The sequence below is a fragment of the Pseudomonas oryzihabitans genome (assembly GCF_014522265.1).
Lineage (GTDB): Bacteria > Pseudomonadota > Gammaproteobacteria > Pseudomonadales > Pseudomonadaceae > Chryseomonas > Chryseomonas aestiva.
Genome location: NZ_CP017024.1, coordinates 1,563,593 through 1,576,440 on the forward strand (window position 1 = coordinate 1,563,593; position 12,848 = coordinate 1,576,440).

At 68.3% G+C, this 12,848-nt stretch carries 15 protein-coding genes and 1 pseudogene; 9 read left to right on the forward strand and 7 right to left on the reverse strand.

The window, feature by feature from the left end:
* The first annotated feature begins 31 nt into the window (after positions 1 to 31).
* The 3 genes from BGI51_RS07200 to BGI51_RS07210 are packed head-to-tail and all read left to right on the forward strand — an operon-like array spanning position 32 to position 3,765.
* A complete protein-coding gene (locus tag BGI51_RS07200; protein ID WP_187980729.1) occupies positions 32 to 922 on the forward strand; it encodes an SH3 domain-containing protein in 891 nt (296 codons plus the stop codon).
* Between the two features lie 12 nt (positions 923 to 934).
* Positions 935 to 2,758, forward strand: coding sequence for a hypothetical protein (locus BGI51_RS07205; RefSeq protein WP_187980730.1), 1,824 nt, complete (start codon positions 935 to 937; stop codon positions 2,756 to 2,758).
* Complete coding sequence (locus BGI51_RS07210; protein WP_187980731.1) at positions 2,758 to 3,765, forward strand: hypothetical protein; 1,008 nt, start codon at positions 2,758 to 2,760, stop codon at positions 3,763 to 3,765. Before BGI51_RS07205 ends, BGI51_RS07210 begins: the two co-directional genes overlap by 1 nt.
* Positions 3,766 to 3,774: 9 nt before the next feature.
* Here the strand turns inward: BGI51_RS07210 and BGI51_RS07215 are convergent, their stop codons facing one another.
* Positions 3,775 to 5,190: a PLP-dependent aminotransferase family protein gene (locus BGI51_RS07215; RefSeq protein WP_187980732.1), complete on the reverse strand. Its 1,416-nt coding sequence runs from the start codon at positions 5,188 to 5,190 to the stop codon at positions 3,775 to 3,777.
* Positions 5,191 to 5,280: 90 nt separating this feature from the next.
* Between BGI51_RS07215 and BGI51_RS07220 the strand changes: the two genes are divergently transcribed.
* Genes BGI51_RS07220 through BGI51_RS07230 form a run of 3 tightly spaced genes read left to right on the forward strand, consistent with a single transcriptional unit; the run spans position 5,281 to position 7,045 of the window.
* Complete coding sequence (locus tag BGI51_RS07220; RefSeq protein WP_187980733.1) at positions 5,281 to 5,913, forward strand: FMN-binding negative transcriptional regulator; 633 nt, start codon at positions 5,281 to 5,283, stop codon at positions 5,911 to 5,913.
* Between the two features lie 14 nt (positions 5,914 to 5,927).
* Entirely contained in the window at positions 5,928 to 6,377 is a 450-nt protein-coding gene (locus tag BGI51_RS07225; RefSeq protein ID WP_187980734.1) for a GNAT family N-acetyltransferase, read from the forward strand.
* The gene (locus tag BGI51_RS07230; RefSeq protein ID WP_187980735.1) at positions 6,374 to 7,045 is read left to right on the forward strand and encodes a GNAT family N-acetyltransferase; all 672 of its coding nucleotides are present in this window, start codon (positions 6,374 to 6,376) and stop codon (positions 7,043 to 7,045) included. Before BGI51_RS07225 ends, BGI51_RS07230 begins: the two co-directional genes overlap by 4 nt.
* 4 nt (positions 7,046 to 7,049) lie before the next feature.
* Here the strand turns inward: BGI51_RS07230 and BGI51_RS07235 are convergent, their stop codons facing one another.
* The 6 genes from BGI51_RS07235 to BGI51_RS23760 form a co-directional block, all read right to left on the reverse strand.
* The gene (locus tag BGI51_RS07235; RefSeq protein ID WP_007160094.1) at positions 7,050 to 7,484 is read right to left on the reverse strand and encodes a CBS domain-containing protein; all 435 of its coding nucleotides are present in this window, start codon (positions 7,482 to 7,484) and stop codon (positions 7,050 to 7,052) included.
* 66 nt (positions 7,485 to 7,550) lie between these two features.
* Positions 7,551 to 8,396: a metal ABC transporter permease gene (locus tag BGI51_RS07240; protein WP_187980736.1), complete on the reverse strand. Its 846-nt coding sequence runs from the start codon at positions 8,394 to 8,396 to the stop codon at positions 7,551 to 7,553.
* A complete protein-coding gene (locus BGI51_RS07245) occupies positions 8,396 to 9,250 on the reverse strand; it encodes a metal ABC transporter permease (RefSeq protein ID WP_187980737.1) in 855 nt (284 codons plus the stop codon). Before BGI51_RS07245 ends, BGI51_RS07240 begins: the two co-directional genes overlap by 1 nt.
* Complete coding sequence (locus tag BGI51_RS07250; protein WP_187980738.1) at positions 9,250 to 10,011, reverse strand: metal ABC transporter ATP-binding protein; 762 nt, start codon at positions 10,009 to 10,011, stop codon at positions 9,250 to 9,252. The genes BGI51_RS07245 and BGI51_RS07250 overlap by 1 nt, the downstream gene beginning before the upstream one ends.
* Positions 10,008 to 10,901 (reverse strand): metal ABC transporter substrate-binding protein, encoded by an 894-nt coding sequence (locus tag BGI51_RS07255; RefSeq protein ID WP_187980739.1) that lies wholly within the window; start codon positions 10,899 to 10,901, stop codon positions 10,008 to 10,010. Before BGI51_RS07255 ends, BGI51_RS07250 begins: the two co-directional genes overlap by 4 nt.
* Before the next feature lie 195 nt (positions 10,902 to 11,096).
* Positions 11,097 to 11,228, reverse strand: coding sequence for a hypothetical protein (locus BGI51_RS23760; protein WP_256664437.1), 132 nt, complete (start codon positions 11,226 to 11,228; stop codon positions 11,097 to 11,099).
* A gap of 135 nt (positions 11,229 to 11,363) precedes the next feature.
* Here BGI51_RS23760 and BGI51_RS07260 point away from each other — a divergent pair, with 135 nt between their 5' ends.
* From BGI51_RS07260 to BGI51_RS23390, 3 genes and pseudogenes are all read left to right on the forward strand, one after another.
* Positions 11,364 to 11,921, forward strand: a complete 558-nt coding sequence (locus tag BGI51_RS07260; RefSeq protein ID WP_252977230.1) for a hypothetical protein — start codon at positions 11,364 to 11,366, stop codon at positions 11,919 to 11,921.
* Positions 11,922 to 11,933: 12 nt separating this feature from the next.
* Positions 11,934 to 12,631 (forward strand): annotated as a pseudogene (locus BGI51_RS07265) (SDR family NAD(P)-dependent oxidoreductase).
* 11 nt (positions 12,632 to 12,642) lie between these two features.
* Positions 12,643 to 12,798 (forward strand): hypothetical protein, encoded by a 156-nt coding sequence (locus BGI51_RS23390; protein ID WP_252977231.1) that lies wholly within the window; start codon positions 12,643 to 12,645, stop codon positions 12,796 to 12,798.
* The last annotated feature ends 50 nt before the right edge of the window (positions 12,799 to 12,848 follow it).

Consider the following 12,848-nt stretch of genomic DNA (forward strand, 5'->3'; position numbering starts at 1 on the left):
TCCTAAATTTTCGCTTCGGAAAGGACTCGTAATGAAGCCTCGTCATCGACTCGCCGTTCTCTGCCTGGGTGGCAGCCTCGCCGTCACGGGCTGCTCCAACATGTCGCAGAACGAATGGCTCAATCAGGAAAACGTCGGCACCGTGGTCGGGGCAGCGGCCGGCATCCTTGTTGGCAGCCAGATCGGTGGTGGCAGTGGCCGTACCGCCGCCATGCTGGCCGGCGCCCTCGCCGGTGGCGCCCTGGGCAAGACCCTTGGGGCCAAGCTCGACCAGCGTGATCGCGAGGCCCTGGCCGTGCAGACGCAAAAGGCGCTGGAGCACGCCCAGGATGGTCAGGTGACCACCTGGACCTCCGACCACAGCGGCGCCACCGCCCGCATCGTGCCGGTGGCGACCGAGACCGAAGCCCGCCAGGTGGCGGTCAAGCGCACGCCCAAGGTGCAGAAGGTCGAGCAGTTGACCCTGCTCAACAAGCCCTATCAGTCGATCAAGTCGGCCAATCTGCGCGCCGCACCCAACGACAATGCCGCCAAGGTCGGCGGACTGCCCACGGGTACGCGCTTCACCGCCCTGGGCCGTACCGGCAACGACTGGATCGCCGTGGGCCGCAAGGGCGTGACCATCGGCTATGTCTACGCGCCCCTGGTGACTCCGGCGACCACTGCCACGCTGGCGACCGCTGGCAAGACCAAGGCTCAACCGGCACCCGCGGTGGATCTGGATACCCTGGACGTGGCCAGCGCCAAGCAGCAGGGCGTGGACCTCGATGCCGCCGATCTCGATGCCGCGCCGGTGCAGGACAAGGTCGCCGCCAAGACCACCTGCCGCACCCTGAACTACAGCCTGAGCCAGGACGGTCAGCAGGATCAGCAGACCACCAAGGCCTGCCAGGCCGCTGACGGTGCCTGGGAACTGATCTAAGGAAGGATGACCATGAAACCCACCCTGCTGGCCCTGACGCTGCTGGCCACGGCCACGGCTGCCCAGGCCGAAAGCACTCGCCTCGCCTATTCCAAGGCCGAAGACGTCGAGGTCTTCGTCGATCACCCTGCAACCGCCTGGTGCGCCCCCGACCTGGCGCTGCGCTTCGTCTATGGCAAGCCTGCCGAGGCCGTGGCCATCGAACGCCTGATGCCCAAGATCGGCGCATTGCTCGGCAAGCAGTGCGACCAGGCCGAACGCCTGACTTGGACGGCGACCGGTACCACCGACGCCCGGCTGAACGGCACGGCCACCAAGGCCACGGCCTGGACGGCGCAAGTACAGAATCCGGCTGCCGTCGCCGCAGCTCCTGCTCCGGCCGCCGTCGAGCCGCCCAAGGCGGCGCCTGAGACGGCAAGGCCCGCCACTCCCCCGGTAGTCCCAGAGGCACCGGCACCCGCAGCTCCGCCGGCCCCGGTTGCTGAGTCGGCACCTGCCGCGCCGGCCAAGGTCGAGCCTGCACCTGCGGCAGCCAAGGCGCCTGTCGGCCAGATCGCCACCGATTTCGATGTCGCCGGCTGGCGCCCGGGCGATGGCGAAGCCGAACTCGCCAAGAGCGACTTCATCACTACCCTCAAGGACAGCCAGGGTTGCGCCTTCAGCGTTCCCTTCAAGGCCGAGGAAGACAGCCGCTACCTGCAGGTTCGCTCCAGTGGTATCCGTTGCGAGAACGGCCTGGCCCAGGGCGAGGGTGAACTCGCCCTGGAGCGGAGCGACGGCAAGCAATTGCAGCACTGGAAGGGTTTCTTCCTCAACGGACTGCCGCTGGACAAGCCCCTGCCGCCGCTGCGCTTTGTCGGCTTCGATAGCCAAAAGCAGGCGCTGTTCCTGCTGGCCAGCGATCCGGCGACCGCCAGCTACAGCCTGCTGCGCCTTGGTCACAGCTATCGCGGCCAGTGGTCGACCAGCGCACCGGATGTGCTGTTCGTGACCGGGAACAGCGAGCAATTCCGGCAGCTCGACCAGATCCGCCCCATCATCGCGAAGACCCAGCAACAGCTCGACGCGCTGGACACGCTGATTCCGCACTTCACCTTCCTGGCCGTGCGCGACTTCACCAAGGGCATCTTTACCCGCCCCTGGAACAGCAACGAATCCAGTCAGGACTTCTGGCTGTATCGCGTCAATGTCGACCGCAACTGGCGCAGCAAGGCCTGGCAGTTCAATCCCGAGCAGGCCACCAACTACCTGTTCATGTGGGACGAGAAGCAGGCGCGCCAGCGCGAGCAGGCCGAGCGCGAGCGTGAACGCGAAGCCCGGCAGGCACGGATGCAGCAGGCGTTCCGTGCCCGTGAGCAGCTCGCCACCTTCGAACGCCTGACCCAGGAAGCGCGCAGCAATCCCCAGGCGCTGCTGGCTCGCCAGGTCAACGACGTGCGCTATACCGCAGGCGGCGGAGGTGGCTATGCCGCCCTGGTCGGCGGCGAGACCCGACCGGTACGCCTGATCGCCAGGGTCACCAAGACGAATAGCGACGGCTGGAGCCTCGACTATCCCTATCCGATCCAGGCGCAGGTACCGGCCGGCATCCCGGCCAAGACCGGCTGGTATGTCCTGAGCGGCACCCTGCAGCTCGATCCGAAGGCGCGTGACGCCGACGACCTGCCCCTGACGCACCTGACGGCCAAGGTCGTGCAGCCCTGTACCAGCGAAGGCTGCAGCGACCTGCGCGATCCCCTGGCGCTGGCACGGGTGCAATTCGAAGATCCCGCCTGGACCCCCGAGGCGGCCCGCCAACAGCTCAAGGATGCCGGTCTCGGCGAGGAGCGCTTCTGATGAAACGGACTCTCAACGTCAAACTCCTGGCCGGTGCGGCGCTGGTCGTGGTGGTCGGTGGCTATTTCGGTCTCAAGGCCTACGCTGCTCATGTCGCCGACGGACGTCTGCGCGACTGGCTGTTCGAACACCACCTGCAGGACCGGATCAGCTGGCAGTCGCTGTCCTCCTCACCGCTGGGTGGCACGATCAAGCTGCACGAGGTGCGCATCAGCGATGGGCCGAGCATCGCCCAGCTGACCCTCTCCGACCTCAAGGACGAACCCGCCCACCGCCGGGCTGATGTCCAGTTCGAAGGCGTGGCCTTTCCGCCCGACGCCAAGGGGCGCTCGACGGCGCTGCACCTGCCTTTGGTTGGCGGTCTGTTGCTCGCCAGCGGACGCGCCGAACTGGCGCCCTTCTCCGGCCGACTGAAATGGAACGTCGAGGATGAGCTGGCCGACATCGGCCTGACCCTGGACCTGCCGGAGCTGTTGGACGTGGACGCGAGCCTGTCGCTGAGCCAGGTCCGCCGCCTGGCCGAAGACCTGAGCGAACTCGCCGACAGTGGCCAGGAGGAGAACCGGCGCGGTCTGCTGTCGCCCTTCGCTCTGCTGGGCGGGCTGCAGCAGGGCGCGCAACGTGCCGAGCTCAAGGGCTTGCAGGTGGACGTCAGGGATCAAGGCTATTTCAAGCGCAGTCTGGCCCTGACCCGCCGCTATCTGCCGCTCGACCCTACCGCGGGCGACTTCGACAAGCAGCGTGACCGGGCGCTGGCCGCGGTGCACCAGCAGCAGCGCAATGACTGCCTGCAGGACTTCAAGAACCTGGGTGCGCGCGGCAGGGACCTCTGCAAGAGCCTGGTCGATCTGGCCGCCGGCGAGGAAGACGGTCTGCGGGTGAGTCTTGCGCCCAAGGAACGCGTGCGTCTGGGCGATACCCTGGCCGTGGCGCTGACCGCGGCCCTGGATCCCGCTGGCGCCTCCGGTCTGCTGGACCGTCTCAATCTGGAGTCGAAAAGTCTCTGACGGCAGCGCTCAGGCCCAGGCTTCCCGCAGCCTGGCCAGCGCCTCGACGATCCGCGTCTCCGGCACCGCCGCGAAGCCCAGCACCAGTCCGGCGCGGGCGTCGGGCGGGGTCGGGCCCTCGGCCAGCCAGTAGCGCGACAGCGCATTGAGTTCCACCCCGACCGCGGCCGCCCGGGTCACCAGCTCGGCTTCGCGGGCCAGGTGGGTGACCGGCAGGCACAGATGCAGGCCGGCCACCGGGACGCCCGGCGGGGCGCAGCCGGCAACCGCTGGCCAGCCGGCCAGCAGGGCATCGCGGCGATTGCGCGCGGCCCGTCGCATGCGGCGGATGTGGCGCTGGAAGTGGCCCTGTTCGATGAAATCGGCCATGACCGTCTGGGTGGCGCTGTCGAGATGGCGGATGCCGGCCCGTTGCAGCTCCAGCAGCGCCGGCAGCAGCGCGGGCGGGGCCACCAGATAGCCCAGGCGCAGGCCGGGAAAGGCGATCTTGGAAAAGGTGCCGACATAGAGCACCCGACCGTGGCGATCCAAGGCGGCCAGGGGCGCCAGCGGCGCGCCCTGGTAGCGGTACTCGCCGTCGTAGTCGTCCTCGACGATCCAGCCGTCGGCCTGCCGCGCCCAGTCCAGCAGCGCCAGGCGGCGCGGCAGGGACAGTACCGCGCCGGTGGGATACTGGTGCGACGGGGTGACATAGACCAGCTGGCAGTCCGGCAGTCCTGCCAGCTGCTCCACCATCAGCCCGGCCCCATCCACCGCAACGCCCTGCAACCGCGCCCCGCCACTCTGCAAGGCCAGACCCGCGGCGCGATAGCCGGGATCCTCCATGGCCGCCCGGGCTCCGGGCGCCAGCAGCAACCGGGCGCAGAGTTCGATGGCCTGCTGGGCGCCGCTGGTGATGAGGATCTGCTCGGGTGCGCAGACCAGGCCCCGCGCCTGGCGCAGGTAGGCACAGAGCAGGCGGCGCAGCCGCGGTTCGCCGCCGGGTTCGCGATAGCCCAGCAGCGCCGGCTCCGGCTGGCGCCAGAAACGCTGTTGCAGCCGCGCCCAGGTGGCGAAGGGAAACAGATCCACCGCCGGCAGGCCGACCCGAAAGGCGCACGGTGCGCCGGGCGGCACACTGGCCGGGGGCACGGGTGTCGTCCTGGCCGTTGCTTCGGGAGCGGCCAGCGCCCGGGTGACGGGCGCGACATAGGTACCGTCACCCAGGCGACTGTCGAGAAAACCCTCGGCCAGGAGCTGCTCGTAGGCGGCGGTCACGGTATTGCGCGAGATCCCCAGCAACCGCGCCAGTTCACGACTGGCCGGCAGCCGTACCCCGGCGGCCAGCTCACCGGCCAGGATGCGCTCGCGCAGGCCCTGGTAGAGCTGGCGCGCCAGGCCCTGACCCGGCTCCAGCAACAGCCCCGACGGCTCGAATCCCAGCATGGATTGGCACCCTGAAAGTCATGGAAATTGGCTCTTACAGGGAGCCAAAGGCGACCTTAGCATGGCTGGACGTCGCTGGAGTTCCTGCCCATGTATCCCAATCCCGCCTTTCGCCTCGAAGACCTGCCCAGGTTGCACCAGCATCTGCGCGATCATGCCCTGGCGCTGCTCATCAGCCAGACCGACGCCGGTCCGCTGGTCAGCCATCTGCCGCTCTGGCTGGCGCCCGACGAGGGTCCCTGTGGCACCCTCTACGGCCATCTGGCGCGCAGCAATCCCCAGGCCCAGGCGCTGGTCGAGGCAGGCCAGGCGCTGGCGGTGTTTCAGGGCCCCCAGGCCTACGTCAGCCCGGCCTTCTATCCCGGCAAGGCCGAACATGGCCGGGTGGTGCCGACCTGGAACTACCAGGCCGTGCACGCCCGCGGCAGCGTCGAGGTGTTCGATGACCCCGAGCGACTGCTACAGCTGCTGGAACGCCTCACCGACCAGCACGAAGCCGGGCGTGCCCGCCCCTGGCAGGTCGCGGATGCGCCCGCGGATTATGTCCAGGGCATGCTGCGCGCCATCCGCGGCCTGCGCCTGCCGCTGGACAGTCTCCAGGGCATCGCCAAGCTCAGCCAGAATCGCAACGCCGCCGATCGCGAAGGCGTCCGCCAGGGACTGGCCGCCAGCCTGGTACCCGGCGACCAGGCGCTGGCCGTCCTGATCCCCTCTCTCGCCTGACCCTGGAGCCACCCATGACCATCCGCCCCCTGAGCGAAGCCGATCACGCCGTCTGGCACGCGTTGTGGCAGGCCTACCTGGCCTTCTACGAGACCCGGCTGCCGGAAACCACCTATGCCCGCACCTGGCAACGGCTGCTTGACCCCGCCCAGCCCCTGCACGGCGCCCTGGCCTGGGACGGCGAGCGCCCCCTGGGCCTGGTGCACTTCATCTATCACCCGTCCTGCTGGACCGAAACCGACTACTGCTACCTGCAGGATCTCTATGTCGCCGAGGATTACCGCGGCGGCGGCCTGGGCCGCGCCCTGATCGAGCACGTCTACGCCCGCGCCGCAGCGGACGGCTGCGACCGGGTGCACTGGCTGACCCAGGAGACCAACTACCCGGGGCGTCAGCTCTATGATCGCATCGCCACCCGCTCCGGTTTCATCCAGTACCGCCACCTGCTGGGAGACAGACCATGACCCCGCTCGACTGGACCCCGGCCCAGCCGCCCCAGCCCCGCTTGCTGCAGGGTCGCCATGTACGTCTGGAACCCCTGAACCCTCAGCGTCACGGCGACGATCTCTGGGAGGCCCTGCACGACCAGGACCCGGCCCTGTGGGACTATCTGCCCTATGGCCCCTTCACCGAGCGGGCGGTCTTCGACACCTGGCTGGCGGGCCTGGCCCAGGGGCGCGATCCCTTGTTCTACGTTGTGGTGGATCCCCGCCATGGCCGCGCCCTGGGGCAACTCAGCCTGATGAGCATCGTCCCCGAACACGGCAGCATCGAGATCGGCCATGTCGCCTTTGGCGGGCGCCTGCAGCGCACGCCCCTGGCCACCGAAGCCTTCTATCTGCTGATGCAGGAAGCCTTCGCCCTCGGCTATCGGCGCCTGGAGTGGAAGTGCGACGACGCCAATGCCCGCTCGAAGCGCGCCGCCGAGCGGCTGGGGATGCGCGCTGAAGGCCTCTTTCGTCAGCACCGGGTGGTCAAGGGCCGCAACCGCGACACCGCCTGGTTCAGCCTGCTGGATCACGAATGGCCCGTGGTGGACGCCGGCTTCCGGCGCTGGCTGGCGGCGGAAAATTTCGATGCCGAAGGGCGCCAGCTCAGCGCCCTGGCTGTAAGCGCCGGACGGACCGGCTGACCCGTCACTCGCCGCGGATATAACCCTCCAGATGGCGAATCAGCTCCGCCTGCTGGACGGTGGTGGCCTTGACCAGATCGCCGATGGACAGCAGCCCGATCAGCTTGCCGTTGCCCATCACCGGCAGGTGGCGCAGGTGGTGGTCGGTCATCATCTGCATGCAGTCGCCCACGGTCTGCTGCGGCAGTACGATGATGACCGCCTCGGTCATGATCTCGCTGACCGGGGTCGCATAGGAGGAACGTCCCTGCAGGGCCACCTTGCGCGCATAGTCTCGCTCGCTGACGATGCCCACCAGCTCGCCGTCGCGCATCACCGGCAGCGCCCCGACGTTCTTTTCCGCCATCAGCCGCAGGGCGTCGAGCACCCAGGCGTCGGGGGCGATGGTGTAGACGTCCTGCTGGGTCTTCAGGGCGAGCAACTGGGCGACGGTTTTCATTGTGGTTCTCCTGAGGTGAGGCGAGCGTGACCGGAAACGCCTGGCAGGGCCGGTCAGCCGATTACATCAGGCCACCTGAACGCCCTTGTCGCCCGAACGACGTCGATCCCGCCACAGGCGCCATGCCAGGGCCAACAGGAAACCGGCCGTCAGCAACACCACCAGGGTGGGCGCCGGCGCGCTGTCCCAGACCAGGCTCAGCAGCACCCCGCCCAGTGCTGCCGTCACGGCCAGCGCGGTGGCCACCAGCAACATCCAGCCAAAGGAGCGGGTCAGCAGGAAGGCGGTGGCGCCGGGGGCGATCAACAGCGCCACCACTGGCACCATGCCCACCGCCTGCAGGGCGCCGACCACGGTCAGGGCGATCAGGCCGAGCAGGCCGTAGTGCAGCAGCCCTACCCGCAGGCCCAGGGCCCGTGCCTGGGCCGCATCGAAGGCCAGCACCAGCAGGTCGCGCCAGCGACAGGCCAGCCCCAGCACCACCAGGGCGGCGATCACCGCCATCTGCCAGAAGGCCTCCGGGGTCACTCCCAGCAGATCGCCGAGCAGGATGTGGTCCAGGTGCAGCTCGGTGGGCAGCCGGGCGTGCAGCACCAGGCCCAGGCCGAACATGCCGGAGAAGACCACGCCCATGAGGGTGTCCTGCTTTACCCGGCTGTGGCGCTTGAGATAGCCGGTGGCCAGGGCGCAACCCAGTCCCGCGACAAAGGCGCCCGCCACCAGCGGCGCGCCCAGCGCCGACGCCAGCACCAGGCCGGGAAACACCGCGTGGGCAATGGCATCGCCCAGCAACGCCCAGCCCTTGAGCACCAGAAAGCAGGACAGCAGTGCCGCGGGCACCGCTACCAGCACGGCCATCAGCAGTGCCTGGCGCATGAAGTCGACTTCCAGGGTCAGCCACAGCCAGTCCATCAGCCCGCCTCCGCCGTCTGCCGCGCCCGCCGGCGGTTGGCCAGCAGGCCGTGACGCGGCGCCAGGACGAAGGCCAGCAGGAAGATCAGGGTCTGCAAGACCACCACGCAGCCACCGGTGGCGCCGTCGAGGAAGTAGCTTAAATAGGTGCCCAGCAGCCCGCTGCCGACGCCGATGGCGACGCTGATCAGCACCACCCGGGAGAAGCGGTCGCTGAGCAGATAGGCCGTCGCCCCCGGCGTCACCACCAGGGCGATGACCAGGAAGGCGCCCACTGTCTGCATCGCCGCCACGGTGCTCAGTGCCAGCAGGGTGAAGAACAGCAGTCGGTATGCCGTGGGATTGAGGCCGCAGGCACGCGCCTGGCCCTCGTCGAAGAACACCAGCAGCAGATCGCGCCACTTGAGCAGCAAAACCAGCAGGGAGAGGGTGGCGATGATCAGCAGCTGGCGACTGGCCTCGGGGGTGATGGCCAGGATGTTGCCGAAGACGATGGTCTGGATGTCCACCGCGACCGGCGCCAGCGAGACCAGGAACAACCCGCCGCCAAAGAAGGCGCTGAAGATCAGCCCGATGATGACGTCTTCCTTGAGCCGGGTGTATTGCCGCAGACCGAGCATGGCCCCGGCCGCCGCGCCACCGGCGAGAAAGGCGCCGAGGGCCAGCGGCAGGCCGAGCAGATAGGCGCCGGCCACGCCGGGCACCACGGCATGGGACAGGGCATCGCCGATCAGCGACCAGCCCTTGAGCATCAGGAAGGCGGAAAGGAAGGCACACAGCCCGCCCACCAGCGCCGCCGCGCCCAGGGCGTTTCTCATGTAGCCGTAGGCCAGGGGTTCCAGCAGCCCTTCCATCAGGCACGCTCCCGGCGCCGCGGCGCCGCCTGGCCCGCCTCGAACAGGCGCAGCGCGCCGCCAAAGGTGCGTTCCAGATTTTCCCGGGTAAAGACCTCGGCCGTCGGTCCCTGGGCCAGCACGGTGCGATCAAGCAATACGGTGCGGTCGCAGAAGCGCTCGATGCTGGCCAGATCATGGGTCGACACCAGCATCGAGCGACCCTCGCCGCGCAGGGCCTGGAGCAATTCGATGATGGCGCGCTCGGAGGTGGCGTCCACCCCGGTGAAGGGTTCGTCCAGCAGGATCACCCGGCTGTCCTGGGCCAGGGCGCGCGCGAGGAAGACCCGCTTCTTCTGGCCGCCGGAGAGTTCGCCGATCTGCCGCTTGCGCAACTCGGTCAGCCCCACCCGGGCCAGGGCGGCGTCCACCGCCTGATGATCGGCGGCGCGGGCCAGGCGCAGGAAATTCATGCGGCCATAGCGACCCATGAGCACCACGTCTTCCACCCGCACCGGAAAGTCCCAGTCCACGTCTTCGCTCTGGGGGACGTAGGCGACGAGGTTGCGCTTGAGCGCCTGGGCCACCGGCAGGTCATCGACCCGTACCTGGCCAGTGCGCAGGGGCACGAAACCCATGATCGCCTTGAACAGCGTCGACTTGCCGCTGCCATTGACGCCCACCAGGGCGGTGATGGAGCCGCCGGGCACCACCAGACTGGCGTCGCGCAGGGCGGTGTGGCCATTGCGATAGGTCACGCCGACCCCGTCGAGGGCGATCATGGCGCCAGCCCCTTGACCAGGGTTTCGGTGGTGACCCGCAGCAGGTCGAGATAGGTGGGCACCGGTCCCTCGGCGGCGCTCAGGGAATCCACATAGAGCACCCCACCGTAGCGGGCGCCGCTCTCCCGTGCCACCTGCTCGGCCGGGGCGGCGGAAACCGTGCTTTCGCTGAACACCGCCGGAATCCGCTCGGCGCGTACCGTCTCGATCACCCGGCGGACCTGCTGCGGCGTGCCCTGGGCATCGGCGTTGATCGGCCAGAGATAGAGCTCCCTGAGCCCCAGGTCGCGCGCCAGGTAGCTGAAGGCGCCCTCACTGGACACCAGCCAGCGTCGCTGTTCGGGAATCGCCTGCAGCTGCTGGCGCAGGGGTTCGAGGGTGGCGGTGATGCGCGTCTTGTAGGCCTCGGCGTTGCGCCGGTAGGTGTCGGCCTGGCCCGGGTCATGCGCCACCAGGGCATCGCGGATGTTGTCGACGTAGATCAGTGCTGCCCGGGGCGACATCCAGGCATGGGGATTGGGCTTGCCGGCATAGGGGCCCTGGGCGATGGCGATGGGCTCGACGCCCCGCGAGACCACCGCGCTGGGCACGTACTTCATGCGGCTGAAGAAGCGCTCGAACCAGAGCTCCAGATTCAGGCCGTTCCACAGCATCAGCTGGGCATCGCGTGTCTTGAGCAGATCGCCCGGGGTGGGCTGGTAGTTGTGGATCTCGGCGCCGGGCTTGGTGATGGATTCCACCCGTGCGGCATCACCCGCCACATTGCGCGCCATGTCGGCGATCACCGTGAAGGTGGTGACTACCTTGAACGGCTCCGCGGCCTGGGCGGCGTTGCCCAGCAGCACTCCCAGCAGACCCGCCAGGGTCCAGCGTCTCGTCTTCTCCAGCATCCGGCCCGCCTCTCGGTGGTTATAGCCTTGGCTAAATTAGATAGCACAACCTATCAGAGGTGCAGGGAGACTTTGTAACCTGGGATGAGAAGGGTCCAGGACAGAGACGAACAGGACAAGGCACCTCGCTCAGCACATAGCGAAGGCGCCTATGAGGGCGGTAGAGGCGAGTGGCCCCTACCTGATCGGCAGGGATCAGTGCGCGGCGTGGACCGTCATGCCGCGAGAGCGCTCGGGCTGGGTCTCCAGTGGGCGACGTTCGGCGTGCCCGTCGAGCAGCTTGTCCAGCAGACCACGCAGGGCGCGTTTCTTGAGATCTTTCAGCATCGCGAATCCTCCCGGGATCGTTATAGCCTTGGCTATATTAAATAGCAGACCCTATCGAGAGGTGTTAGTGCTTTTTCTCAATCAGATAAATAGAGGCGCCCTAAACAGCAGGCGCTAGCGCGCTCGGACGTGCTGTTGCACCATCTGCAGCACGGCAACATCCAGGCGCGTCCGGACATCGCCCACTTCGAGGGCGACCAGGTGGTGTTTCGCGATGGCAGCCGGGAGAGTCTCGACCTGGTGCTCTATGCCACCGGCTATCGCTGGAGTTGCCGCTACGCTGCCGACTACTTCACCTGGCAGCACGGCCGGCCGCAGCTCTACCTGTCCATCTTCAGTCGCGAGCACCGCAACCTGTTCGGCATCGGCTACCTGGAAACCAATTCCAGTGCCTACAAGCTGTTCGACCAGGAAGCCCACCTGATCGCCTGCCACCTGGCCGACCAGCTGCAACGGCCGCACCAGGCGCGCGAATTCCAGGCGCTGATCCAGCAGGACGATCCGGACCTCTCCGGCGGCATCCGCTTCGTCGACTCGCCGCGCCACGCCGTCTACCTGGAGGTGCACGCCCTGCAGACCTACCTGCGCCAGCTGCGCCGCCGGCTGGGCTGGAGCGACCTGACCCCGGGCTATTTCGATCCCCTGCGCCAGGCGCCCGCGCCGCTTCCGGCCAGCCTGGCCACACCGTCCTGAGCGAGCCTGCCCATGAGCGACGTCATCCTGATCACCGGTGCCGCCGGCGGCATCGGTCAATGCCTGGCGCGGCAACTCAGCCACCGGCCCGTCCAGTTGGTCCTGGTGGACCGCGACGCCAGGGGCCTGGCCGCCCTGCGCGCCGAACTGGGCGAAGCCACCCTGACCTACGCCGCCGATCTCTGCGACGAAGACCAGCTCGCCGCCCTGATCGACTTTGTCCAGCAGCGCTGCGGTCGCCTCGACGCCCTGGTCAACAACGCCGCCATCGTTCGCGTCGGCCCCCTGACCGAACGCAGTCCGGCCAGCATTCGCCAGGAGCTCGACATCAACCTGCTGGCGCCCCTGCTGCTCGCGCGCCTGGCCATCCCCTGCTCAGGCGCTCGACCAATGCCCGGCTGGTCACCACCGTGTCCCTGGCGGGCATCTTTCCCACCCCGGAGAGCCCCGTCTATTGCGCCAGCAAGTTCGGCCTGCGCGGCGCCATGCTCGCCCTGGCCCAGGATCTCGCGCCCCAGGGCATCCGCGTCTGCTGTGTCCTGCCGTCGGCCACCGACACCCCGATGCTGCGCCACGAAGCCATCGCCGGCGGCAATGCCCTGCAATTCATGGATCCGCCCCAGTCGCCCCAGACGGTGGCGCGGCTGCTGGCCGGGTGCTGGATCGACCGCGGCTGGAAAGCGCCCCGCGCGCCGGCGAACTCTGGCTGAGCCGGCTGGCGATGCTGGTCCCCGACCTGCTGCCGCGCGTCTTGCCGTTCTTTCAGCGTCGCGGCGAACGCGGTCTGCGCCGCTATCTCAGCGACCTGGAGCAGCGCGGCCTGGCCGAGCGCCACGAGGGCGCCTGGCGCCTGCGCCCGGACGACCGGGCTGAATAGTCTGCTCGCGGAAACAAAAAAGGGGCCCGTAGGCCCCAAGGGAAATCGAA

Bases quoted from the DNA above. Each gene is read 5' to 3' on its own strand.
- BGI51_RS07200 (WP_187980729.1), top strand. From the start codon at position 32: ATGAAGCCTCGTCATCGACTCGCCGTTCTCTGCCTGGGTGGCAGCCTC.
- BGI51_RS07215 (WP_187980732.1), bottom strand. From the start codon at position 5,190: ATGCTGGGATTCGAGCCGTCGGGGCTGTTGCTGGAGCCGGGTCAGGGC.
- BGI51_RS07240 (WP_187980736.1), bottom strand. From the start codon at position 8,396: ATGGACTGGCTGTGGCTGACCCTGGAAGTCGACTTCATGCGCCAGGCA.
- BGI51_RS07230 (WP_187980735.1), top strand. From the start codon at position 6,374: ATGACCCCGCTCGACTGGACCCCGGCCCAGCCGCCCCAGCCCCGCTTG.
- BGI51_RS23390 (WP_252977231.1), top strand. From the start codon at position 12,643: ATGCTGGTCCCCGACCTGCTGCCGCGCGTCTTGCCGTTCTTTCAGCGT.
- BGI51_RS07250 (WP_187980738.1), bottom strand. From the start codon at position 10,011: ATGATCGCCCTCGACGGGGTCGGCGTGACCTATCGCAATGGCCACACC.
- BGI51_RS07210 (WP_187980731.1), top strand. From the start codon at position 2,758: ATGAAACGGACTCTCAACGTCAAACTCCTGGCCGGTGCGGCGCTGGTC.
- BGI51_RS07225 (WP_187980734.1), top strand. From the start codon at position 5,928: ATGACCATCCGCCCCCTGAGCGAAGCCGATCACGCCGTCTGGCACGCG.
- BGI51_RS07245 (WP_187980737.1), bottom strand. From the start codon at position 9,250: ATGGAAGGGCTGCTGGAACCCCTGGCCTACGGCTACATGAGAAACGCC.
- BGI51_RS07235 (WP_007160094.1), bottom strand. From the start codon at position 7,484: ATGAAAACCGTCGCCCAGTTGCTCGCCCTGAAGACCCAGCAGGACGTC.
- BGI51_RS07255 (WP_187980739.1), bottom strand. From the start codon at position 10,901: ATGCTGGAGAAGACGAGACGCTGGACCCTGGCGGGTCTGCTGGGAGTG.
- BGI51_RS07205 (WP_187980730.1), top strand. From the start codon at position 935: ATGAAACCCACCCTGCTGGCCCTGACGCTGCTGGCCACGGCCACGGCT.
- BGI51_RS07220 (WP_187980733.1), top strand. From the start codon at position 5,281: ATGTATCCCAATCCCGCCTTTCGCCTCGAAGACCTGCCCAGGTTGCAC.
- BGI51_RS23760 (WP_256664437.1), bottom strand. From the start codon at position 11,228: ATGCTGAAAGATCTCAAGAAACGCGCCCTGCGTGGTCTGCTGGACAAG.